The organism is Crocosphaera chwakensis CCY0110, from assembly GCF_000169335.1.
Lineage (GTDB): Bacteria > Cyanobacteriota > Cyanobacteriia > Cyanobacteriales > Microcystaceae > Crocosphaera > Crocosphaera chwakensis.
In genome coordinates this window covers 104,668-125,976 of the sequence record NZ_AAXW01000001.1, presented here as the reverse complement: position 1 = coordinate 125,976, position 21,309 = coordinate 104,668, and the positions used below count along the sequence as shown (strand labels likewise).

24 protein-coding genes are annotated in these 21,309 nt (G+C 36.9%); 11 read left to right on the top strand and 13 right to left on the bottom strand.

The annotated features are described in order from the left end of the window. Window positions 1-22 precede the first annotated feature (22 nt). The gene (locus CY0110_RS00645) at window positions 23-355 is read left to right on the top strand and encodes a DUF565 domain-containing protein (RefSeq protein WP_008272588.1); all 333 of its coding nucleotides are present in this window, start codon (window positions 23-25) and stop codon (window positions 353-355) included. 48 nt (window positions 356-403) lie between these two features. Next, window positions 404-1,471 (top strand): hypothetical protein, encoded by a 1,068-nt coding sequence (locus tag CY0110_RS00640; protein WP_008272587.1) that lies wholly within the window; start codon window positions 404-406, stop codon window positions 1,469-1,471. Window positions 1,472-1,491: 20 nt separating this feature from the next. Here the strand turns inward: CY0110_RS00640 and CY0110_RS00635 are convergent, their stop codons facing one another. The 5 genes from CY0110_RS00635 to CY0110_RS00615 all read right to left on the bottom strand — a co-directional run bounded on the left by CY0110_RS00635 (window position 1,492) and on the right by CY0110_RS00615 (window position 7,239). Beyond that, on the bottom strand, window positions 1,492-1,776 hold the full coding sequence (locus CY0110_RS00635; RefSeq protein ID WP_008272586.1) for a DUF2470 domain-containing protein: 285 nt from the start codon (window positions 1,774-1,776) through the stop codon (window positions 1,492-1,494). Beyond that, a complete protein-coding gene (locus CY0110_RS00630; RefSeq protein ID WP_008272585.1) occupies window positions 1,769-2,554 on the bottom strand; it encodes a cobalt-precorrin-6A reductase in 786 nt (261 codons plus the stop codon). Before CY0110_RS00630 ends, CY0110_RS00635 begins: the two co-directional genes overlap by 8 nt. Window positions 2,555-2,564: 10 nt before the next feature. Next, window positions 2,565-2,762, bottom strand: coding sequence for a hypothetical protein (locus tag CY0110_RS00625; RefSeq protein ID WP_008272584.1), 198 nt, complete (start codon window positions 2,760-2,762; stop codon window positions 2,565-2,567). A 65-nt stretch (window positions 2,763-2,827) separates the two neighbouring features. Then, the gene (locus CY0110_RS00620; protein ID WP_008272583.1) at window positions 2,828-4,327 is read right to left on the bottom strand and encodes an Ig-like domain-containing protein; all 1,500 of its coding nucleotides are present in this window, start codon (window positions 4,325-4,327) and stop codon (window positions 2,828-2,830) included. Window positions 4,328-4,338: 11 nt separating this feature from the next. Continuing rightward, window positions 4,339-7,239, bottom strand: a complete 2,901-nt coding sequence (locus CY0110_RS00615; protein WP_008272582.1) for a glycerol-3-phosphate acyltransferase — start codon at window positions 7,237-7,239, stop codon at window positions 4,339-4,341. Window positions 7,240-7,497: 258 nt separating this feature from the next. Here CY0110_RS00615 and CY0110_RS00610 point away from each other — a divergent pair, with 258 nt between their 5' ends. Together CY0110_RS00610 and CY0110_RS00605 are read left to right on the top strand one after the other, a co-directional pair. Beyond that, window positions 7,498-8,010, top strand: coding sequence for a hypothetical protein (locus CY0110_RS00610; RefSeq protein WP_008272581.1), 513 nt, complete (start codon window positions 7,498-7,500; stop codon window positions 8,008-8,010). Window positions 8,011-8,398: 388 nt separating this feature from the next. Further along, window positions 8,399-9,178, top strand: coding sequence for a photosystem II S4 domain protein (locus tag CY0110_RS00605; RefSeq protein ID WP_008272580.1), 780 nt, complete (start codon window positions 8,399-8,401; stop codon window positions 9,176-9,178). Window positions 9,179-9,242: 64 nt separating this feature from the next. On the opposite strand, the gene CY0110_RS00600 is transcribed toward CY0110_RS00605, so the two are convergent. The 5 genes from CY0110_RS00600 to psaD all read right to left on the bottom strand — a co-directional run bounded on the left by CY0110_RS00600 (window position 9,243) and on the right by psaD (window position 13,823). Beyond that, window positions 9,243-9,653: an ATP-binding protein gene (locus CY0110_RS00600; RefSeq protein ID WP_008272579.1), complete on the bottom strand. Its 411-nt coding sequence runs from the start codon at window positions 9,651-9,653 to the stop codon at window positions 9,243-9,245. A 274-nt stretch (window positions 9,654-9,927) separates the two neighbouring features. Continuing rightward, complete coding sequence (gene rlmD / locus CY0110_RS00595) at window positions 9,928-11,295, bottom strand: 23S rRNA (uracil(1939)-C(5))-methyltransferase RlmD (RefSeq protein WP_008272578.1); 1,368 nt, start codon at window positions 11,293-11,295, stop codon at window positions 9,928-9,930. 29 nt (window positions 11,296-11,324) lie between these two features. Next, window positions 11,325-11,630 (bottom strand): hypothetical protein, encoded by a 306-nt coding sequence (locus CY0110_RS00590; RefSeq protein ID WP_008272577.1) that lies wholly within the window; start codon window positions 11,628-11,630, stop codon window positions 11,325-11,327. A gap of 41 nt (window positions 11,631-11,671) precedes the next feature. Next, window positions 11,672-13,195, bottom strand: coding sequence for an anthranilate synthase component I (trpE, locus tag CY0110_RS00585; RefSeq protein WP_008272576.1), 1,524 nt, complete (start codon window positions 13,193-13,195; stop codon window positions 11,672-11,674). Window positions 13,196-13,394: 199 nt separating this feature from the next. Then, window positions 13,395-13,823 (bottom strand): photosystem I reaction center subunit II PsaD, encoded by a 429-nt coding sequence (gene psaD, locus CY0110_RS00580; RefSeq protein WP_008272575.1) that lies wholly within the window; start codon window positions 13,821-13,823, stop codon window positions 13,395-13,397. Window positions 13,824-14,048: 225 nt separating this feature from the next. On the opposite strand from psaD, the gene CY0110_RS00575 reads away from it, so the two are divergent. After that, window positions 14,049-14,555 carry a hypothetical protein gene (locus tag CY0110_RS00575; RefSeq protein ID WP_008272573.1) on the top strand — a complete coding sequence of 169 codons (507 nt, stop codon included), beginning with the start codon at window positions 14,049-14,051 and terminating at the stop codon, window positions 14,553-14,555. Window positions 14,556-14,596: 41 nt separating this feature from the next. Beyond that, window positions 14,597-15,124 carry a hypothetical protein gene (locus tag CY0110_RS00570; protein WP_008272572.1) on the top strand — a complete coding sequence of 176 codons (528 nt, stop codon included), beginning with the start codon at window positions 14,597-14,599 and terminating at the stop codon, window positions 15,122-15,124. 53 nt (window positions 15,125-15,177) lie between these two features. On the opposite strand, the gene CY0110_RS00565 is transcribed toward CY0110_RS00570, so the two are convergent. The 3 genes from CY0110_RS00565 to CY0110_RS00555 are packed head-to-tail and all read right to left on the bottom strand — an operon-like array spanning window position 15,178 to window position 17,497. Further along, on the bottom strand, window positions 15,178-16,509 hold the full coding sequence (locus tag CY0110_RS00565; protein ID WP_008272571.1) for an aromatic ring-hydroxylating dioxygenase subunit alpha: 1,332 nt from the start codon (window positions 16,507-16,509) through the stop codon (window positions 15,178-15,180). A gap of 47 nt (window positions 16,510-16,556) precedes the next feature. After that, complete coding sequence (locus CY0110_RS00560) at window positions 16,557-16,991, bottom strand: VOC family protein (protein WP_008272570.1); 435 nt, start codon at window positions 16,989-16,991, stop codon at window positions 16,557-16,559. 2 nt (window positions 16,992-16,993) lie between these two features. Further along, window positions 16,994-17,497 carry a TIGR02652 family protein gene (locus CY0110_RS00555; protein WP_008272569.1) on the bottom strand — a complete coding sequence of 168 codons (504 nt, stop codon included), beginning with the start codon at window positions 17,495-17,497 and terminating at the stop codon, window positions 16,994-16,996. Between the two features lie 226 nt (window positions 17,498-17,723). Here CY0110_RS00555 and CY0110_RS00550 point away from each other — a divergent pair, with 226 nt between their 5' ends. From CY0110_RS00550 to CY0110_RS00525, 5 genes are all read left to right on the top strand, one after another. Then, window positions 17,724-18,269 carry a gamma carbonic anhydrase family protein gene (locus CY0110_RS00550; protein ID WP_008272568.1) on the top strand — a complete coding sequence of 182 codons (546 nt, stop codon included), beginning with the start codon at window positions 17,724-17,726 and terminating at the stop codon, window positions 18,267-18,269. 65 nt (window positions 18,270-18,334) lie between these two features. After that, complete coding sequence (locus CY0110_RS00545; RefSeq protein ID WP_008272567.1) at window positions 18,335-18,454, top strand: photosystem II protein Y; 120 nt, start codon at window positions 18,335-18,337, stop codon at window positions 18,452-18,454. 100 nt (window positions 18,455-18,554) lie between these two features. After that, window positions 18,555-19,253, top strand: a complete 699-nt coding sequence (pyrF, locus tag CY0110_RS00540) for an orotidine-5'-phosphate decarboxylase (protein ID WP_008272566.1) — start codon at window positions 18,555-18,557, stop codon at window positions 19,251-19,253. Continuing rightward, entirely contained in the window at window positions 19,237-19,812 is a 576-nt protein-coding gene (locus tag CY0110_RS00535; RefSeq protein ID WP_008272565.1) for a hypothetical protein, read from the top strand. Before pyrF ends, CY0110_RS00535 begins: the two co-directional genes overlap by 17 nt. Before the next feature lie 56 nt (window positions 19,813-19,868). Further along, complete coding sequence (locus CY0110_RS00525) at window positions 19,869-21,242, top strand: DUF2207 domain-containing protein (RefSeq protein ID WP_008272564.1); 1,374 nt, start codon at window positions 19,869-19,871, stop codon at window positions 21,240-21,242. Window positions 21,243-21,309: the final 67 nt, after the last annotated feature.

Sequence of the window (21,309 nt, the reverse complement as noted above, 5' to 3'; positions counted from 1 at the left end):
AAATAATGAGGAAGTGTAAGTTATGCAAAGAACAAGATTAAATACTTTAGTGGAAGTTACTCAAACTAAGTTTAATCAAACCTTTAGTAATCCTTGGCGACGTATTTCTTTAAGTTTAATTAGTCTTCTTCTTGGATTTTTTGTCGGTCAATCGGTTTCTATTACGGCCGGACAGGAAGCCTATTGGGATATTACTGTAGGCATTTTTCTACTAATTTTTACAGAAGGAATTAGTCGGATAGCCTATAGTCGAAGTAGTAAAAAAGCGCGATCGCTTAGTCTCGATATTCTTAATCTTTTTAAAATTGGCATAACTTATAGTTTATATGTTGAAGCTCTTAAATTGGGATCTTAGGTAAGTTTTATTAATTAATCAATTAATAATTATTTTTGCTTAAAACCGATGCAATCTATCTACTTATTAGAAAAATTTAACCAAGGTTTGTCTTTATCTTCTACTGAAATAGAAAGTTTATTACAGGAGGACTTGCAAAATAACTATTTCTGTAATATTTTTAATCTAACCCCAGAAAATAGCATCGAAAAAATCAAACATCGTCTTAATTTATGGGAAAAAACTTATAGTTTAGTTAACCAATACTGTCAAAAACTAGGCTTCGATTCTTTTGATATACTATCATTTTTATGGAAACTTTGGCTACCATTAGCGATTGAATTAAGCGAAGAAAAAAATAAACAAAAATCAACCTTAATTCAAGGAATTTTAGGGGGACAAGGAACAGGAAAAACCACCCTATCACATATTCTCTGTTTAATTTTAAAACAATTAGACTATCAAACGATTACTATTTCTATTGATGACTTCTATAAAACCTACCATGAACGTCAAAAACTAAAAAAAATTGATCCTCGTTTTATTTGGCGAGGTCCCCCAGGAACTCATGATGTAGAGTTAGCTATTAATGTTTTAAATCAACTAAAAAATCCCAATAATTCTGACTCGATTTTAATTCCTCGTTTTGATAAATCTTTATGGAATGGTCAGGGTGATAGAATAGAACCAGAAACCATGGCTCACCCTGATATTGTTTTATTTGAAGGTTGGTTTTTAGGGGTTCGTCCTATTGATAAAACTCACTTCAATGATGCACCTTTACCCATTAAAACAGAAGAAGATAAGCAATTTGCTAAAGATATTAATGAACAATTAAAAGCTTATTTACCCTTATGGGAAAAACTAGATCGCTTGATTATTCTCTATCCTCAAGATTATCATTTTAGTAAACAATGGCGGAAACAAGCAGAAGCAAAAATGAGAGCATCAGGAAAAACGGGAATGAATGAGCAAGAAGTAGACAAGTTTGTTGACTATTTTTGGAAAGCTTTACATCCTCAATTATTTATAACCCCTTTAGCTAAAGATCCTCACCTCATTGATTTAGTGATCACCATTGATAAAAATCATCGTCCTCAAAAAATCGAGAAGTATTTAACAATGAAAAGTAACTAATAAATTTAACTAATAACTACTTAGCTGTGAGAAGTTCTAGCTTGTTTTACCATATCAATTAACGTATGATGAGCATCTTCTGAGTCTTTTAAAACGTGATCAAATTTAACACGAAGGGGAACCGTTTCGCCTTTAATAGTTGCTAATAAATTCATTCCTTCAGGATCAATTGATTCCATTTTAGCCGTTTCGGTTTCTGATAAATTTCCAAAAACTTTGGCGTATAAAACAATAGCATTACTATGATCTTCATTCATATGTTTACAAATGCGATCGCTAATAGCAGGGGTAATAGGATCAGACATGATTGACTCCTTGAAAACATTGATAACAAAATTCAATAATATCAGACATTTGCTCGGTTTGTTTTGGATACTGTATTAAAGGTCGTTTAATAACAATTAGAGGAATACCCAACTCCTTAGCCACTGTTAGTTTAATATCTTCTCCTCCTTGTTTTCCTGATGCTTTGGTTACCACTAAATCAATTTGCCATTGTTGCCATAATGACCGTTCTAACTCTAGTGTAATAGGAGGCCGTAAAGCAATTATTTTACTTTCTGAGAATCCTGCATTTAAAGCCATCTTGAGAGACTCTAATTTAGGTAAAATACGAGCATATAAAACTAACTTTTCATGGCATGATTTAAACCTAGATAAAGCTTGACAGCCAACCGTTAATAAAACTCGCTTATTTTCTAAATAATTACCTTCAAGTAAGTGTTCAAAACTATCTAAGTAAATAGCTTGAGAATTTATCTTTAAACTAGGTCTTTCATAACGTAAATAAGGTATATTCTCAGTTTGAGCAAATTCTATCACTTGTTGAGAAATATTAATTGCGAAAGGATGGGACGCATCAATAATTCCTTTAACAGTTTCTTGAGTACATAATTGTTGAATTTCTTTCTTATCTAATTTACCAATCTGAATGCTAAGATTTGAAAGAGTTGGGTAAAGATCAGAAGCAGTTGGAGTTGTTACAGTGACAATACAAGGAAAAGAATGCTTAACAATATGTTTAACAGCATCAACACTGTCCCCCGTTCCTCCAATGACCCACAGTTTACCCGTCTTTTTCATTTGATGGTTACTATCTTCTTCCTTTTAACGCTTTAGTAAAGTTTTGACGATAAGATGTATTAACTGTTAACAATACCGGCCAGAGTAAGGCTAACATCAATTTTGTCGGTAACTGACGATTGAAATTAGTCCGATTATATCCTGAAACAAATTTCCAGATTCCTAGTAGATAAATTCCTAAGACAATGACAGCAATTAGTTGACTCATGTTAACCCTCTTGATGCTTGTTGCTTATATCTATATTCAATTTTAACTCATAGTAGAGATAGTTATTAAGGCAACCATTGAGGTTTAAAGCCAAAAATGAGTTCTTGCGGTTTAATATTGACAGACTTGTTTGCTTCTTTTAAGTCGGGTAAAGGAAGTAACCAAACCTGTCCATCTGCGATCGCCTCCTGTTCAGTTGTCAATAAATCTGAAGGAGACTGAGGGACTGTAGTGACCACTTGATCAAACAATAAAGCAACTCCATCAGGAGACATACTCAAAGCCACATCTCGATAGTTCGGTAAAGCTAATAAAGGTAAATCTGTTTCTTTTTCTAGATTCATCACCGATAAAAATGGTTCTTCTCGATACTGTCCATTTTCTCCTTGAATGACATCTGTTTTCAAACAATATATATCTTTTTGATCCCTTGGTTCAAATTTACAATCTAAAATGGGATAAGGGGTACGAAATAGTTCTTGATTTTTCCCATCTTGATTAATCACAACTAAAGAACGGGTAGAATCAATATTATCTTTAATAAGCAAAAGTTTTTCACCACTTTCAGAAAAACCAAGGGGTTTTTGATAATTTTGAAAAATGCGAGACGTTCCCCCATTAGATCCCAGGGGAACCATACGAATTCCCCCTTGTTGAGCAACGGCTAAGCGTTTTCCGTCGGGAGAAATTACAAATTCAGATCCAGGAATACCTAAAGATATGGGTTGATTATCTTTAGTAATAATCCACAAACTACTATCATCACTATTTCTATGACTAACTCGTTCGACGATAATAACTTCTCCATTTCTTGAGAGATCAAAACTAATATTTTGATATTCATTAGCGTCTAGAATTCGTTTTAGTTTTCCTGCACGTTGAGAGGGGGTTTTTGATGGATCAACATTAAATCCTGTGGTAACAGTATAAAGTTCTTGTTTCGCTAATCCTTGACCACGAATATTAGGTTCAAACGCGCTAAAAATGATTTTTTCACTATCTGGATAAATCTGAAAGTTAGTAACCACTAAATCTCCAGGAGTTAGAATGGTTTTTTGCGGTTTATTCAGGTCGGTAATATTATATAAAATTAAGCGTCCTTTTTCCTCTCCTTCAATACCAATATAGGCAAAAACTCGGTCACGGGTACTAAATAAACTGACAAAAGGTTGAATATCTTCTTCTTTGTAACTAGGTTGAAGATTGTCTAATTTTATTTGATAATTGGTTCCATAAATAGGTGGATCATTTAAGGTATAAATCAACTTTCTTCCTTGCCAAGCTATCTTACCAGGAAGGGGAGGTTCAATCATTAAATTTTTTTCTACACTATTAGTATCAACGGAACGATTAAAACTCAACGTAAATGTTTTATCTTTTACTCCTACTTTTTTGCCTTCCCAACTAAAGTGTCTAACTTTAAAAGGAACTTGATCCCCTATAATTAACAAGGCGACTATTCCTATGGTTAGAGATAAAATACAACTGAAAACTATCCAGTCAAATTGGTTTGATTTTTTAAATAATTCTTTAAAGTTTATTGTTTTTTTGAATATTTTAACCATAATTGTTCAAATTAATCTTCTAATAGTTCAATAATACCTTGTTGTCCGTCTATTTTTACTTTTTGACCTTCTCTAAAAATTTCAGTTGCATGGTCAATATTCATTACAGCAGGAATTCCATATTCACGGGCAATAATTGCCCCATGAGATAAGGCTCCCCCTACTTCTGCTATGATACCATCTGCATTAGCAAGTAAGGGACTCCATCCTGAGTCCGCATAGGGAATGACTAAAATTGTATTAGCTTTTATTTCTTCTATTTGTTGAAAGTTACGGCAAATTTTAATATATCCTTCTGCTTGTCCAAAACTTGCGCCTATTCCTTGAAATTTTCTAGAAGAATTTGATGATAACTTGGTTTTATTGTCTGGTATTGGTGTAATATTACCATAAACAATATAAGGAATCCTTTTTAAGTTTTGATGGATATTAAATTGCTCTTTTCTTTTACTAATTTTCTTGTTTAATTCTGTATAATTATTTTTATTTTCGTCTTGGATTATATCTAAAATTTCAGCATAGGTTAATTCAAAAATATCGTGATATTCTTGAATAACTTGGGTTTCAATTAGATAATGACTCAATGCTAAAAAGTGCCACCGTAACTGAGCTAACAATTGAGAATAAATCTCGGTTACTTTTCCTTTTAAATTTAATCTTTTCTGTACTTGTTTAATTCTCCAATTACTATTATTTTTTCTAGAAATATTATTACGCTGACCAGAATTTTTAGTTAATTGAGTCAATAAGATTTTAACGATATTAGGATTATCTCGCCAACAAGGAATAGAAATATCAGTAGCTACATCACTTAAATAACCATAATCTTCTATAATTTGATAAAATTCTTGAATTAAATTTTTTCCTTTTTGGCTTTTTTCTAAGATTGAAAACAAATCTTCTCTATTATCTATATTCTCTTCATTAGTCAATAAATTAATTTCATTTGCTAAATTTTCTAAGGATTGTAAAGCAGCGATTTCTGGTGTTACACTATTATTTAGTTTTTCTGGTGATACCTTCAATATTGTCTGTCTTAATGCTAAACTTAAAGGGGCTAGAATACTATAATAAGTTGCAGGTTTTAATAAAGATAATATTTTATCGATATTCTGTAGTAATTCTTGAGGGGATAATTGATTAATGTCTTGATGCTGTAATTTTTCCAATTGAGGTTTAAATTGTTGTTGATAATCTTCCCAAAAGTCCTTTTTTAGCGTCCATTCCCTTTTTAATAAACGGAATAAACCTGGTAAATTACTGATAGTTGAACTGATAGACGGTTTAGTCATTTTCGTCCCTCTAGTCAGAAATTCTAAACTTTCTGGAGGCAGTCCCATTCGTCGAAAAATTTGACCTAATAAAGTAGCATTAAAATAAGCTTGTTGATAGTGTAGGGTAGCAGTTTGACTAAAGTCTAAATCTGTTGCTCTGTCTTTTAAAACCAGGGTAAAAATATCACCCCATACGCCACAAGTTAAAGGTTTATTAATTGACCAGGTTAACGGATGTATAACCCCTGGAATTACTTCTGATGCAATTTTTCTTGTCCAAATAGGTTGTAAATTAGTAATACTTCTTGTTTGTAATATCCATAAAGTTTCCCCGTCATAAGTCCACTCGATATCTTGAGGAACTCCATGATATAAAGTTTCAATATCTCTGGCTAAAATAGCAACCTTTTCTATAATAAAATTAGGAACATTTCTCGATTTTATTTGTTCAGTATTTTTAATGTTAATAACATCATTTTCTAGTTCATTGTAAACTTCCACCTTATATTGTTCAGGAGTTATTTTACCTGAAACAATTTGATTTGCTCCTCCTGGTAAGGCTTCAACTATAACACAATTATTCAAAGGATTAACGGGATCTCGACTAAAAGCAACACCTGAAAAAGTTCCTTTAATTTGCTTTTGAATTAATAAAGCAATCCCTTCATCAGATTGTCCTTTATCCCGACGGTATTTAACAGCATGAGGATGATTATAAGCAGTAAGACAATCTAAAATTGCCCTTTGTAATTCTCCTTTGTTAGTGACATTTAAAATAGTTAAATATTGTCCAGCTGCTGAAGCGGTTTCCGTGTCTTCTCCCATGGCAGAAGAACGAACAGCAAAAGGATTTTCTATACTGGGATCAATATAATCTAATAGGATTTGTGAATCATCCCCTGGCAGTAAAATCCAACCATTAGGAACCCCATACCCTAAACTTCTTAAATAAGCTAAATTGGCAGCTTTTGAACCGACTTTATTAGACTCTAATTTATCGTTTAAAGACAAAATAGATTTTTCGCCTCGAAAAAAAGTAAACATATTTTTAGAAGAAGATTTTATACCAGTTTCTGGTAAAGACAAATCATCAGGAATTTTAGAAAAAATCCAAGCCATTAATCCTGATAAACTCCAGGCTAAGACAATATAACCTAAATCATGAGAATGTCTAACTGTTAAAATAAATGCTAATAATAATAAAGCCACTAAACGTCCAGTTACTCTATCTCGAAAAATAGTAAAACTACTCAAACCAATTAACGCAGTTAAAAAAGTTGCAGCCCAGTCATGAACCATCATTCCCCAAAATAAATTGGTCGTTCCTGCTCCTTTTCCCCTCCAATATCTTCCTATAATAAGTGCTATTAAGGCCATCAATTCCCAAAAAGGTTCAAATGGGAAAAAATAACGAGCTAGTAAAACAACAATAATGCCTTTTCCTGCTTCTGACAAAACAGCCAAAACACCAACCAAAGTTCCCCCGTGATAAAAAGCAGCAGAAACCGAGACATTACCGGTTCCTAATTGAGATAATTTCTTTCCCTTGATAGCATAAGTTAACCAATTAATTAAAGGAAGACCCCCTAATAAAGGGCAAACAATAAAAATAATTAAAGCACCGATCAAAAATGTCATAGATGAATTCATTAAGATATAATTTTCAACCTAAGAAACTAACCATAGATTGACGATTCTAATTTCTTTGATCATAATCATTCTTATCCCTGTCGAAAACTAATTTATGTTATCTTAATATCTGGCTATCGTGCTAAGTTCATAATAAAGTCGTAACGGACATAACAGGGAAAGTGAGCGACTCAATTTTCTGCTGGTTGGTGGTCAATAAAGCAAAAAGATTTTAAACTAGATTAGATAAGTATTTAAACTCTTTCTATGGATTATCTGATAGCTGTTGTTAGCGATCGCATTAAAGCAGAAGAAGCTTATACCGCCCTAGAAAAAGGAGGTATCCCCACCAGTCAAATGAGTATATTAGGCAAAGGGTACAAAAGTGCTGATGAATTTGGCTTAATTGACCCAGCACAACAGGCTAAAAGACGTGCTATGCTCATGGCTATATGGCTTGTTCCCTTTGGCTTCGTTGCTGGTTATACCTTTGATTTAATCACTGGGGTCAATAGTTTCAACTGGGCAGGAGAACCCTGGAATCATATCTTAGGAGGGGTTGCTGGTGCCATTGCCGGAGGGATGGGTAGCTTTTTTGTGGGTGGAGGTGTCGGTCTATCTGTAGGTAGTGGGGATGCGTTACCCTATCGAAATCGTCTCAACGCAGGAAAATATATTGTTATTGTACAAGGAGCGACTAGCCTGAAAAATAAAGCAACATCCATACTTCGTCCCTTAAACCCCGAAAATCTTCAAGGTTACACAGATTCTGATGGGTGATATTTTAACCATTTTTCGCTCGCTCATAAAAAATAGATGAAAGCATTTCTTCATATAGGAATACAGGAACGGAAAAAACAGGAACAACCACCTTACAAAATTTTTTAGCTAAGAATCGTCAGAAATTGCTGAATCATAGTTATTTATATCCTGAGACTCCAGGAAGAACTAATCATATTAGGTTGGTTATATTTGCTTTAAATCCTAGCAAAATGCAAGATATTCATCAATCTTTAAAATTAAATACAATCGAAATGGCAAACTATTTAATAATGACTTTACAGGGTTACGTCAGCAAGAAATCTCTTCTATTACTATGAATCTGAAATTATTAGAAATTACTGCTTTTTTAGTCAAAGATAAACTAATTAATCGTTACTAAACCCTTATGCTACCTAGAGAAACACTCCTGAAAGGGATCGAAAATCGTGAAGAAATGACCCGAATTATTGATCAAGCAGAGATGGCGATCAAAACCTGGGAGGTAGTCGTGAGTGACTTTTTCTCCCCTCCTGTTGTTGCAGAAGTCGAAAATGCGTTTAGTCAGTTAACGGAAGTAGAAATAATGGTATGGGGAGGGTATCCTCAAGCAGAAAGGCGAAGAATTGGGATAACCCGTCCCGAAATCCCCTTAGAACAGTCGCAAATTCCCCTAGCAGCCTTGGATATTGCAGGAAACTTCCTTTTTGATCCTGCCAGTCATCGAGACTTTCTAGGGGCAATTTTAGCCACAGGTATTGTACGGGACAAAATAGGGGATATTATCGTTTTGGGAGAAAGAGGTGGTCAGGTGATCATCGTTCCTGAATTGGTGGAATTCCTAGAAACAAGCTTAACCCAAGTCCGATCAGTTCCTGTTAAAACGCAAAGCATTGAACTGAGTGAGTTAAAAATACGACCCCCCAAAACTAAAGAGATGACTACCGTAGAAGCATCCATGCGTTTAGATGCGATCGCCTCTGCAGGGTTTGGGATGTCTCGCAGTAAGATGGTTGATGCTATTAATAAAGGGGATGTACGGGTTAATTGGAAGGAAATTACCCAAGCGAGTCATAATATAGAATCAGGAGATTTGATTGCAGTAAGAGGAAAAGGACGCTTAGAAGTCGGAGAAGTAGGTATTACTAAAAAACAACGCTATCGTATCCACCTCACTCGATTTCAATAATTGGGATAAAAAAACTGGGTCATTAGCTAAAATTGAACCCAGTTAAATAATCAATAATTGTTTATTAATTATTAATTGATAATAGCTGTCTTTTCCCTTTTTTCACTTGCTTACATAATCTCAACTCTGTTTTTTGCTGATTCCAATGAACTTGATCAAAAATTTCGTGTAGCAAACAAAACCCCCTGCCGTTTTCTGATTCGTCGGGGGGTAATGCTTCTAAAGAATGGTCTGGACAACTATGATAAGAGGAAAAACCTTTTCCTTGGTCTGATATGACCCAAGAATAACCTTCTGGTGTAACGGAAAATTGAACAACAATAGACTTGGTAGGGTCGAGTTTATTGCCATGTTTGGCCGCATTGACCAAGGCTTCTTGTAGTCCTAGTCTGATTTCTGGCTGTAAATCATCAGGAATCTTAGCTAATAATAAGTCAAGAACAGGACATAAATAGAGCGTTGATGTGAAGCTCATTGTACAACCATATCGCTTGGTTGGCGGTAGGGAAATAGCAAGCACGTGCTGTCACCTCTAAGTTGAATTTTTTTACAGATATTCTATGGTTTTGGTTTTAGAGAACTGTTGTCTAGATATTTAGACGACAGAATGATGGAATTAAAACACTTAGTTTTAGCTATAACATGGCTTAAGGAAATGTAATTTTTAGATTAAGAGAATTGGTTAAGTGAAAATTTCTAAAACAAATAATTAACATGATTAGTCTAATAACTAACCTTATTATAGCATATTAGCCAACATTATGTCTAATCAAAGCCATTGATTCGATGTGAGCAGTTTGTGGAAAGAAATCAATGGGTTGTATCCACTGTAATGTATAAAGGTCTTGTTGACATAACTTTTGTAAGTCACGAGCTAAAGTCGAAGGCTGACAACTAATATAAATTATGACAGGAGAACCCATTTCTTTTAAGGTATCTATAACCCTGCGATCGCAGCCTTTACGGGGAGGATCAAGAACAACAATGTCAGGAGAAAAATCAAGGAATGGTAACATGGTTTCAACGGTTCCTTGATAAAATTGCACATTATTAACGCCATTAATTTTTGAATTATTTATTGCTTGTTCGACGGCCTTTTTATTACTTTCAATACCGATAGCTTGAGTGACTTGTTGGGCTAAAGGTAAGGTAAAAGTCCCCACACCACAATAAGCATCAATTAAGTTTTCTTCCCCTGTCAAAGACAATTTTTCTAACAGCACCTTCAAGAGTAGTTCTGCTCCGTCAGTGTTAACTTGAAAGAAGGTATCAGAACTTAATTGAAAGTTGAGTTCACCAAAGATTTCTAGTAGGTAAGGACGACCCACATAATTAAAAGTTTCTTCGCCAAAAATCTTGTTACCTTCATGGGGATTATAGTTAATAGACACTCCCACTAAATTAGGATAGCGTTGTAGCCAGGTTTCAGCTTGCTGTTGAAAATTAGTGAGATTTTTACTCGTACTAACAAGGGTTAATAATATTTCTCCTGTTCTTCTGCCAATACGTAACCCTAAATGTCTCAGTTTACCTGTCCCGGTTGTTTCATTGTAAATACTCCAACCCTGTGCTTGTATATCTTGTTTAACCTCGGCCAAAATCGGATTAAGACGAGCATCTTGAATGGGACATTGATTAAGATTAATGAGTTGGTGAGTATTCCGTTGATAATAGCCAGCTTGTACAGTCCCTGTGGTTGAACGTCTCAGGGGATAAGTGGCTTTATTGCGATACCCCAAAATTTCTGGGGAGGATAAAATAGGCAAAACTGGGGGATTCTCGAAACCACCGAGCCGTTTTAAAGCTTGAATGACTTGGTTTTCTTTGGCTGTGAGTTGATAGTCAGGGGAAATATGTTGCCACTGACAACCCCCACATTTATCGGCTACGATGCAATTCGGTCGAATACGATGAGTAGACGGTGAGATAATTTCTTGTAATTTCCCATAGGCGTATTGTTTTTTTACGTGGGTTAAACGAGCTAAAATGCGATCGCCGGTAACCGTATCAGCAACAAAAACCGCTTTTCCCTCTAACTTACCAACCCCGTCACCACTATGACTCAGATCGATAATATCTAATTCAACCAGATTGCCTTGTTGATAATCTTGATTCATAATTTTTCTCTTTGCTCCCTGCTCTCTTGCTAATCTAAGGGAATCTCTCGCCAGTCTGCACAAAAATTATCCCAACAGAGAATACCTTCTTTCTCAGGGAACCAGTCTGTTAAATTTACAGGAGTCCATTGTTGAGTTAGATGACTCCACAGTTCAATCCCTACTCCTAAATTGCGGTAATGATATACTTCTCCACTGAGGGTCATAATTTCCCAGTCTAGTCCATTTTCGGGGTGTTCATATTCTAAAGTAACAGTGCAACTTTGAGCGTTAACCAATTCATTTCCTTGACGCTGATAACAAGTCGTTTGGTAGACATTTTCTGCGGTTAACATTTTTAGCTATAACCCCTAGACCGGCTGATTATTACTCTATTTTAACTTAAACAACGAATTGCCTCTAATAACCCTTTAGCTTTATTCATCGTTTCCTCATATTCCGTTTCTGGGTCAGAGTCTGCTACTAAACCGGCTCCTGCTTGGACACAGACAAGATGTTGACCACTCCCCAAAGGACGCACCACCATGGTGCGGATAGCGATCGCTGTATTTAATTGGCCTTCAAAGTCATAATATCCATACACTCCTGAATAGGGGCCTCTGCGTTCAGGTTCTAATTCATTAATAATTTCCATAGCGCGAATTTTTGGCGCACCGCTAACGGTTCCGGCGGGAAAACAGGCTTTAAATAAGTCCCAAGGGGTTTTATGGTCTGCTAATTTGCCAATAACATTACTAACAATGTGCATTACATGGGAATAACGCTCGATGACCATTAACTCGTTAACGGTGACACTGCCTTCACAACAGGCCCGGCCCAGATCGTTGCGTCCCAAGTCCACTAACATCACGTGTTCTGCGATCTCCTTGGGGTCTTGTAATAAATCTTCGGCTAAAGCTTGATCTTCGGTTGGCGTTTTACCCCGTTTTCTGGTTCCAGCAATGGGTCGTAACGTAGCGGTTAAAGACTCATCTTCCGTTCTTTCGGCTTTAACCATGACTTCAGGACTCGATCCAATAATCTGCCAATCCCCGAAATTATAATAGGCCATGTAAGGGGAAGGATTGATCAACCGTAGAGAGCGATAGAGATTAAACGGATCATCTTCATAATGGGCTTGTAAGCGTTGGGAAAGCACCACTTGAAAAATATCCCCTGCACGGATGTATTCTTTTGCCTGACGCACGTTTTCACAGAACTGAGTACGTTCTGTGTTGCTGGTGTACTTTAACGGTTGCGTTTCTTCTGAGTTCGTCTTTAGTTCTAGGGTTTTACCTTGGATGGGTAAGGGTAATTGTAGCTTTAAAACCAATTTCGTCACACGATCGCAAGCTTGTTGGTAAGCTTGTTCTAGACTAATGGTTTCATCCCGTAGATCAGCATAGGCGATCGCCCAGATTTTCCGTTTCACCTGATCAAAAATAATCAGATGATCCACTTGCATCCAAACCCCGTCCGGCAGATCATCGTCAGTAATGGGATAAATGGGTACTCTTGGCTCGATCCAGTTAATTAATTCATAACCCCAAAACCCAAATAAACCCCCAATCCCTGAAGGCAGTTGAGGTAAAGTGACAGGTTTAATAGAGGCTAAACAGTCGGTCAAAATATCAAACGGGTTGCCTTCAAAAGTTTTTACGCTACCATCCCGATAGGTTTGGGTGGTAATGTTTCCCCTAGCAGATAAAATCCACATCGGATCACAGCCTAAAAAGCTGTAACGGCCTAGATTTTCCCCACCTTCTACGGATTCCAATAAGAAACTATAGGGGCGATCGCCACACACTTTGTACCAAGAAGAAACAGGGGTTTCAAGATCCGCTACCCATTCTTGATAAACGGGAATAAAGTTACCTTTTTGTGCTAATGCAGAAAACTGCTCAAAGTCAGGAAACATCATATACTTAGATACAAATAAGCCGTGGCCAGTTACCAATCATCAGAATCATCAATGATTACCAGATTATTGTACCGATAATTGAGTCATTGATGTAGAGTAATTGATCTCTGGCCACTATTAGCTTGTTTTGGGCGTAGGGAGTGAGAATAAGGGTTGAATAAAATGCCTTTCTTTGCCCTAACACCCGACCCTTTAACGATTAAACCTCGTAGGGAGTATTACCGGAGAATTTCAGGGTAACAGGTTCGGGGTTATCCCCAATTTTTCTGTCTTTTTTACCATAGTAACCCCGGCCTTCGTTTACTTTTTCGGGGAACACACCATCTGCAGGGTGAAGATATTGAATTTCACCACTGGGATAGATGCGATAGATTTTGTAGTCTTGAATTTTAGGCTTGAACTTTGTCCGTAACTGGGTTCCCAGAGCCAGACATTGCTCTTTACGAGATAAATAGAGGAGATTTTCTCCTGCATTCATAATGGCAGCCCCACCTGTAGGCATTTCAAAGACTTGCTCTGTTTTGCTGGTCCAGGTGATGGCGTATTTTTCTTCCCGTTCTGCTTTCGAGAGTAAACCGCCGGTGCTGCCACCGAATTTGGGTGGCTTTCCTTTAAGCTCTTCTGCCATGATGTTTTTATTTCCCTCAAAAAAAAGGTGTTTTAGGGAATGGTATCACTCAGTTCTACGTTGTTACCTAAATTGGTAAAGAACTGTAACAATTGCTGCTCTTAAACCTACTCATGGGTAGAGGAAATGAACACCGAATCGATTTTAAAATATTGAAGCTTGTCTATTTCCCTGTACCAAAGAGGGATAAAATCGAAACTATAACCGAAGGATTTGGAGATTCAGATGAAAAACATTCATAAAGTATTAGCTGGTGCCGGTTTAACTGCATTAGGAGCTATTGGCACAAAAGCGGCCGTGGATTATCTTCGTAACCGAGATCAAGAAGAGGTGGTTGACGAATCTCAAGGAGATCAAGAAATTTCTGCTCCCGAAGAAGAAGTCGCTTATGCTGTAGTCAAACCTGAATCAGTCCAAGACTTTCTAGATAAAAGTTTTGAGGCTAATCGCTATGTACCTAACCGTTCCCCAAAAGTTTTTGAATATAAAGGGAAAAGTTATATGGTGATTTGGGCAAGGGATAATAAGCAAAACAAAAATCAAATGTTAGTGTTTGAATACACTGATGAAGGAAGAGATATGATTGCTAGTGTCGGTTACACTACCTCAAAAACTGACTACAATTTGCAACTTTCAGATACGCCTTTTGCTGTAGAAGTTAATGGACAAAAATTAGAATCCGGTAAAGGAGAAACTCAAGGAGCGGATAATGTGGATTTTGTCCTGTCCTAATTGCTTTTAATATAGTTTATAAGGGTTGATAAGGAAAAAATATGAGTTTATTTGAGCAAGTTCTTAATGCCATCAATGAGCCGAGCAAACAGGCAAGTTCGAGCCAACTATCACAAATTATTAATATGGTAGAACAGTTGTCTCAAGTTGGAGGGGTCGATACTCAAAAAGGCCAAGTAATCACCTCTATTGTGGGTAAATACGTGCGGTCTGCTTTAAAAGAAAAACGGCAAAACCAAGGTATTGAAGAGACAGAAGCCGTCATCGAAAAGTATAGCGGAACTTCCCCAGATACTGAGGCCGTTAACGCTGTTATGACACCCCAAAAAAAAGAACAAATGGCACAAGAAGCAGCTACTTCCACGGGACTTAATCGAGAGGTAATCGAATCAATGCTACCTACTCTTATTCCTATTGTCTTACAATTATTACAAGCAGGAGCTAACAACGCTAAAGCTCCTGGCCAGCGCAATAACTCAGTTCTTCAGAGTTTTCTTGATACCGATGGTGATCAAGATGTCGATGTTGCTGATGCTTTATCTTTAGCTAAGCGATTTCTTTCTAAATAAGTTTAACTGGTAAGGTGGGCAATGCCCACCTTATATGAATAAGAATTTTTAGATTATTTTTTATCTGCGTGGATATAATCAACAAAATAAAAGCGAGGTTCTAACCACCATTTTAACCAGCTATAAATCCCCAATTCAATCACAATAAATCCCCCTAAAAGCAATCCCCATTGTTGTCTAAATTCATCGGGCATGATTGAACATCCTATAAGAGAAAAAATAGCTAAAATCAGCAAAATAAATTGTAATTTTTTTACATTATTTAAAGCGTTACGACAACTTGAACAATGTTGAGTATGTTGATGATAACGATCTAATACTTCATGGCGATTATCATTAATGGTTAAGTGTGTATCGTTAATTCCCACTTGTTCCCAAGGTAACTTTCCCTGACAATAAGTATCAAACCATCGGCGAAATTCAATCACTAAACGATCCGCTTCTGTGGGTAATTGATAAGCAGTTTTCCAGCTTTGGGTCTCTTGTTTTTCTTGTAGATAATATTCTTGTTGTTGTAATAAAATCATGTCCCCTTCTAAAACTAAATGTCGGGTGGTTAAATGTTCCCACCAACGGGGAATTATTTTCATTAAACTTTTAGCAAAATTACGGGGAAATTGGCCAACAAGCCTTGATTTTCCAGGAGCAACTGGAACACAATAAACCACTAATCCCACTTGTTTATTACTATCACCGATTTTAATAGCATATTCCAAGCGACAAGGGGGTTCAAAGGTAATCGTTGAGTTCAATGCTCGCTCTATTTTTGCTTCAATTACATTAGGGGTAGATTTAACAATTTCAATCGGGATCGGTTGCCCATTGTTTCGGTTTCCTTGTACTCCATGATGAGCATAGGGAACATGACTAGGATCGGCTACATTTTCCACTAAGGTTTGCCAATCATACGCCATATCTCGTACATAAGAAGACCAAATAAACCCCTTATCGGCATCAATTTGAGGGGATAAAGGAAGAGGTGTTTTATTAGCTAAGTCTTGACTATTTTTATCAGGCCAAACCCACAATAAACCATTAATTTGACGAGAGGGAAAAGAAACACAAGCAAACTGTTGTTTGTTTTTAGTTAGAATCTTGGTATTTTCTGTTTGAGGAATACTTGTACAAATACCATTTTGATCAAATTCCCAACCATGATAACTACACATTAAATTATCACTATTTTCATCAATTCTTCCCTCACTTAAAGGGGCTAAGCGATGAGGACATTGATCCAAAAAAACTTGATAATAAGTCGAGGATCTTGGTTTCCAAATAACTAATCTTAACCCTAATAAGGTAACAGGGGTAGGAGAATTAGAGTCAATATCTTCTATAGGAATAAGGGGATACCAATGATGGAAAAAATTAAACTCTGATATCATAAGTTACTGGATCCAATTCAAGTTAAATATTCACTGATAACTGATATTTATTTCATCACCCGAATAAATTCTAAAGGTAAACCATCGCGATCGGCAATAAAAGCCACTTCATAGACTGTATCGCCGATCATTTGTTGTTCAGGTTCAAGTAAAATAGTTAGGGGACAAAATTGAGTCGGATCTTGTTGAGAAAGCTCAGTTAACTGAATTTGTAATGCCGTTAACCAAGTCGTCAGATCCGAGATGCGATCGCTTAAATCAAAAGATAAATGATAATACCCCACATAATGCTCATCCCCAAAAGCATCGGGGGCTGGTTTGGGTTCAGGAATTTGAATCAGTTCAATTCTGCCCCCTAACCCTTCCATCCAACAGGCGAGGGTGTAACCCGTGGTAAATCGTTCTTTGACTGTAAACCCTAACAGTTCATAAAAAGCGATCGCTTGATGAATATTAGCCGTGCGAATGGAAGCATGGTGCATGATTATTCAAATAACCGAAAATAAGGATAACGTTTGGGAACCCCTGGCTCTTTTTCTAAGTCGAAATTAATAACATCCCAATGATCTTCTTTGGGAATATCGGGGCTAAATTCCACGGGTAAACCATACAAACGAGGCACCGACTTAGAGTTTCCTCGCCAAGAGGTGTTCCGCTCTAAATAGGTACTGACCAAATCTTTATAACGATTGGCGATAATGACCTTAGTTGCGCGATATCCTTGGGTATACAATCGGTCTAGGGCTTCGTGAATTTCAAAACGAATGCCGTCAGGATGGGTATGTTGTCGATACCATTCTCCTTCCCACCGTCTCCAGTGTCTACCTGACTGTAAATGAACTAACTCATTATTATGGGGGTTCGCTTCAAACGCACCATGACGAGGACATAGATAAGTATCCGTCAAGGTTAATGCAGGAATGACCTGACGACAATGAGGACATTGGATTTCTGGCCCGTAAATAGGGTATTGTAAACTTAGAGTCATCTGTTTTTAGTTGTTTATAACTGCACTGGGTGGTCTAAAATACCTGTGCAACAATAAGTGTGTGTTTTGAGCAGCAGGATAGACCGGCGTTTCTCAGCAGCAAAAAAGTAAATCAATTCTTAAGTGATGCTGAGGATATCCTTAGACCCGTTGCTAGTAGCTATTATATCGACTAAATCCTGGTCGCCTCGATTCTACCGCGAGATTTTAGATTTAGCTTAGATTTATGCCAGACCGCTTATTTTCCCTTCCTTCTTATTGGCCACCTCCTGATCTCTCTCAAGCTGCCTTTATCGCTCCCAATGCTGTGATTGTGGGTGATGTCGAAATTGCTCAGGGGGCAAGCGTTTGGTATTCGGCTGTGGTACGAGGTGATGTAGAAAAAATTAAAATCGGAGCTTACAGTAATATTCAAGATGGAGCCATCTTACACGGTGATCCAGGAGAAATTACCTGTTTAGAAGAATACGTTACCATTGGTCACCGGGCTGTTATTCATGGGGCTTATATTGAAAAAGCTTGTCTCATTGGCATCGGGGCGGTTATTTTGAATGGTATTCGAGTGGGAACAGGCAGTTTAATCGGTGCAGGTGCCATTGTTAATAAGGATGTACCACCGCGATCGCTGGTGGTAGGGGTTCCAGCCCGACGGGTTCGAGATTTATCGGAAAAAGAAGGGGAAAAAATGATCGAACACGCCAAGCGTTATCAACAACTCGCTTTAGTTCATGCCGATAAAGGAACAGATTTGGGATTCACAAATGAACCCTGATAAGCTATAAATAGAAACATAAATTTTTCATTAAAGTCCCATAACAAGTAACAGAGGAAAAAACAATGGATTGGCGTGTTTTAGTAGTGTTAGGACCGATTATCATTGCAGCCAGTTGGGCAGGTTTTAATATTGCTGCTGCTGCTATTAGACAAGTACAAGGATTCTTTAATAAAGAAGCGTAATTTTCCGTAATTACCCATTTTTTTAGAGAGGCGTTATCTTATCGGTCTTTGTTAGACTAATCAGCAAACGCCTCTCTTTTTTAATCATTATTAATTATCTATGTCTGTTGCCGATAAAATCATTGTTCCCTTAGACGTTCCCACAGAAGAAACAGCGATCGCTTTACTCGATCAGTTGCCGGATGTGACGTTTTGGAAAGTCGGATTACAATTATTTGTGGCTACAGGCCCCCTCATCCTTAAAGAACTTAAAAAGCGACAAAAAAAGATTTTTCTTGACCTAAAATTCCATGATATCCCCAACACCGTCGCAGGAGCTTGTGGCAGTGCCTGTGAGTATGGAATCGATTTAATGACCCTTCATGCCACGGCTGGAAAAACTGCACTCAAAGCAGCCACCCAAGCCATTGCAAAAAGCCCCTCATCTCCCCAATTATTAGCCATAACCCTTCTCACTAGCCTCAATTCAAGGGATCTGGCATTTGATCTAAAAATCCCCCTAGAATTGCCTGAATACGCCTTACAAATGGCTTTATTAGCCAAAGATTCAGGGATTAACGGGGCGGTGTGTTCCCCCCACGAAGTTGCCCAACTCAGACAAGTGTGTGGCAAAGATTTTGTCTTAGTGTGTCCTGGGGTTCGTCCCAGTTGGGCGCAAACAGGAGATCAAAGACGAGTGATGACCCCGAAACAAGCTTTAAATGCAGGTGCTGATTATTTAGTCATTGGTCGACCCATTACAATGGCAGATGATCCTGTTATGGCCTGGAATCGTATCATTGATGAACTCAGAAGTTAGAACCACAAAATTACTCAATATTGGACTGATAATGGTTCTGAGGGTGTTAACTATTGGCTGTTGCCTGTTGCCTGTTGCCTCAGAAACACAAGCTTTACCGAAACAGGAGGCTACTTGCCCGTCGGATATCGAAACCTTAATGACTCGAATGTTAAAAGATTTACCCGGTTACAGCAACCGAGTGGCACAACGGTCTAGAATTGGCGATCGCAGTGTTGAGATATATAACTACATTTTGATAGCAGGAAACCCAGAATTTGAACCGTTACCTTTGAGTGACTTACAATATGAACCTGAGTTACCTGATGAAACCCAACAGGTATTTTTTACTACGTTAGAACGACAATATACCCCAACAGAAGCGATTCTTTTACAAAATTATTATTGGTTATTTTTAACACAAACCTCTGAAGGTTGGCGACTGGTTTTATTATTTTCTCGATTGGCTGATTTAGAACAAGGGGATCTTCCTATACCACCTCAAGATGCTAGGAATGGAGCGATCGGTCAAGGGATTAAACTGTGGTTAAAAGATTGTCGAGCAGGGGTTTTAAGGTAATAAGAAATAATGGGTAAAATAAATAGATAGAGCTAAGTTTGAGGATAAAGATATCTATGTCTCCTGAAAACAGTCAACTTTATCAACGAATACAAGGTTTTTCTTTGGATCAAAACGATGAACCTTTATCCTTTAGTAAGCGGTTAGCTAAGGAAAATCAATGGTCATCATCTTATACTGAGCGTGTGATTGAAGAATATAAAAAGTTTACCTTTCTTGCTGTTGTTGCTGGCCATATTGTTTCCCCATCAAATCAAGTGGATAAAGTTTGGCATTTACACCTTACTTATACTCGTTCCTATTGGGAAGAATTTTGTCCTAATATTTTGCAAATGTCCTTACATCATGAACCCAGTAGTGGAGGGTTAGCAGAAGAAACTAAATTTAAGGGTTTATACGAGCAAACCTTGAAGAGCTATCAAACTTTTTTTGAAGAAACTCCACCTAGGGATATTTGGACAGTACCCGGAGAAAACTCTCAACAAAATAATCATAAAAACTTAGTCAGTTTTTTCTCTAAAAAATTAGTTAAATTAATTTTAGTTACTATTCTTATTTGGTTCTTTTTAGGACTGAATATTATGCCCATTGAGGCAACCTATTTAAACTCAGGAAGATTGACTGATAAAAATTCAGCCCTAGCTCTACCGCTACCTTTATCTGAATATAACTATTATTGGGATTTTGTCAATGTCAATATTGATGCCAAGGCTGATGGAAGCATGATAGTAGAAGAAGTTCAAAAGTATACTTTTAATAAACCTGTTTCTAATCAGCGTTCTCGATTTATTCTTCTAGAGAAACTAGATGATATTAGAGATGTTTCTGTTACGGAAAATGGACAATTATTAAACAGCAAGACAAACATTGAAAATCGGAGTTTTAATATTAGATGGAGTCATCTTTTAAATGCTCCTGAATCTCATATATTTACCATTCGCTATGAAGTATTAGGAGGATTACATCGCCAACTACAATTAGATAAAGATGAACTCTACTGGAAAGCTATCTTTCCCATAAGAAGATCACCTATTTTAAATGCTAAAATCACTGTAAAATTACCCCCTGAATTAGAGGATAAAATTGTTGATTTTAAAAGTTTAGGACAATCTACTGATAAGAAAAAAATTGATACTCATACCATAGAGTTTGTTAGTCTTAATGAAATTCTACCAGGTCAAGAAATTGCAATTCAAGGTGTTTTTTCCCATGATATTCTTGATTTACCTCCTCCAAAACGACAAGTTTCTCAGCCTTTAGCAGCAGAATTTATACTCTTTTTCGTAGTAATACTAATCATTTCGTTCTTCATATTTATCTTTGTCCTTTTTTCAAATTCTAATTACAGTAGTGATAGTAGTTGTAGCAGTGGTTGTGGTGGCGGTGGTTGTGGCGGTGGCTGCGGTGGTGGTTGCGGTGGTGGTGACTAAAGAAAATCTTTCTAAAAAGGGAAGATGTTAAAGCAAAATTTTCGATAAGCTAAACTTTTATGAATCA

Bases quoted from the DNA above. Each gene is read 5' to 3' on its own strand.
- CY0110_RS00645 (WP_008272588.1), top strand. From the start codon at position 23: ATGCAAAGAACAAGATTAAATACTTTAGTGGAAGTTACTCAAACTAAG.
- CY0110_RS00640 (WP_008272587.1), top strand. From the start codon at position 404: ATGCAATCTATCTACTTATTAGAAAAATTTAACCAAGGTTTGTCTTTA.
- CY0110_RS00635 (WP_008272586.1), bottom strand. From the start codon at position 1,776: ATGTCTGATCCTATTACCCCTGCTATTAGCGATCGCATTTGTAAACAT.
- CY0110_RS00630 (WP_008272585.1), bottom strand. From the start codon at position 2,554: ATGAAAAAGACGGGTAAACTGTGGGTCATTGGAGGAACGGGGGACAGT.
- CY0110_RS00625 (WP_008272584.1), bottom strand. From the start codon at position 2,762: ATGAGTCAACTAATTGCTGTCATTGTCTTAGGAATTTATCTACTAGGA.
- CY0110_RS00620 (WP_008272583.1), bottom strand. From the start codon at position 4,327: ATGGTTAAAATATTCAAAAAAACAATAAACTTTAAAGAATTATTTAAA.
- CY0110_RS00615 (WP_008272582.1), bottom strand. From the start codon at position 7,239: ATGACATTTTTGATCGGTGCTTTAATTATTTTTATTGTTTGCCCTTTA.
- CY0110_RS00610 (WP_008272581.1), top strand. From the start codon at position 7,498: ATGGATTATCTGATAGCTGTTGTTAGCGATCGCATTAAAGCAGAAGAA.
- CY0110_RS00605 (WP_008272580.1), top strand. From the start codon at position 8,399: ATGCTACCTAGAGAAACACTCCTGAAAGGGATCGAAAATCGTGAAGAA.
- CY0110_RS00600 (WP_008272579.1), bottom strand. From the start codon at position 9,653: ATGAGCTTCACATCAACGCTCTATTTATGTCCTGTTCTTGACTTATTA.
- rlmD (WP_008272578.1), bottom strand. From the start codon at position 11,295: ATGAATCAAGATTATCAACAAGGCAATCTGGTTGAATTAGATATTATC.
- CY0110_RS00590 (WP_008272577.1), bottom strand. From the start codon at position 11,630: ATGTTAACCGCAGAAAATGTCTACCAAACGACTTGTTATCAGCGTCAA.
- trpE (WP_008272576.1), bottom strand. From the start codon at position 13,195: ATGATGTTTCCTGACTTTGAGCAGTTTTCTGCATTAGCACAAAAAGGT.
- psaD (WP_008272575.1), bottom strand. From the start codon at position 13,823: ATGGCAGAAGAGCTTAAAGGAAAGCCACCCAAATTCGGTGGCAGCACC.
- CY0110_RS00575 (WP_008272573.1), top strand. From the start codon at position 14,049: ATGAAAAACATTCATAAAGTATTAGCTGGTGCCGGTTTAACTGCATTA.
- CY0110_RS00570 (WP_008272572.1), top strand. From the start codon at position 14,597: ATGAGTTTATTTGAGCAAGTTCTTAATGCCATCAATGAGCCGAGCAAA.
- CY0110_RS00565 (WP_008272571.1), bottom strand. From the start codon at position 16,509: ATGATATCAGAGTTTAATTTTTTCCATCATTGGTATCCCCTTATTCCT.
- CY0110_RS00560 (WP_008272570.1), bottom strand. From the start codon at position 16,991: ATGCACCATGCTTCCATTCGCACGGCTAATATTCATCAAGCGATCGCT.
- CY0110_RS00555 (WP_008272569.1), bottom strand. From the start codon at position 17,497: ATGACTCTAAGTTTACAATACCCTATTTACGGGCCAGAAATCCAATGT.
- CY0110_RS00550 (WP_008272568.1), top strand. From the start codon at position 17,724: ATGCCAGACCGCTTATTTTCCCTTCCTTCTTATTGGCCACCTCCTGAT.
- CY0110_RS00545 (WP_008272567.1), top strand. From the start codon at position 18,335: ATGGATTGGCGTGTTTTAGTAGTGTTAGGACCGATTATCATTGCAGCC.
- pyrF (WP_008272566.1), top strand. From the start codon at position 18,555: ATGTCTGTTGCCGATAAAATCATTGTTCCCTTAGACGTTCCCACAGAA.
- CY0110_RS00535 (WP_008272565.1), top strand. From the start codon at position 19,237: ATGAACTCAGAAGTTAGAACCACAAAATTACTCAATATTGGACTGATA.
- CY0110_RS00525 (WP_008272564.1), top strand. From the start codon at position 19,869: ATGTCTCCTGAAAACAGTCAACTTTATCAACGAATACAAGGTTTTTCT.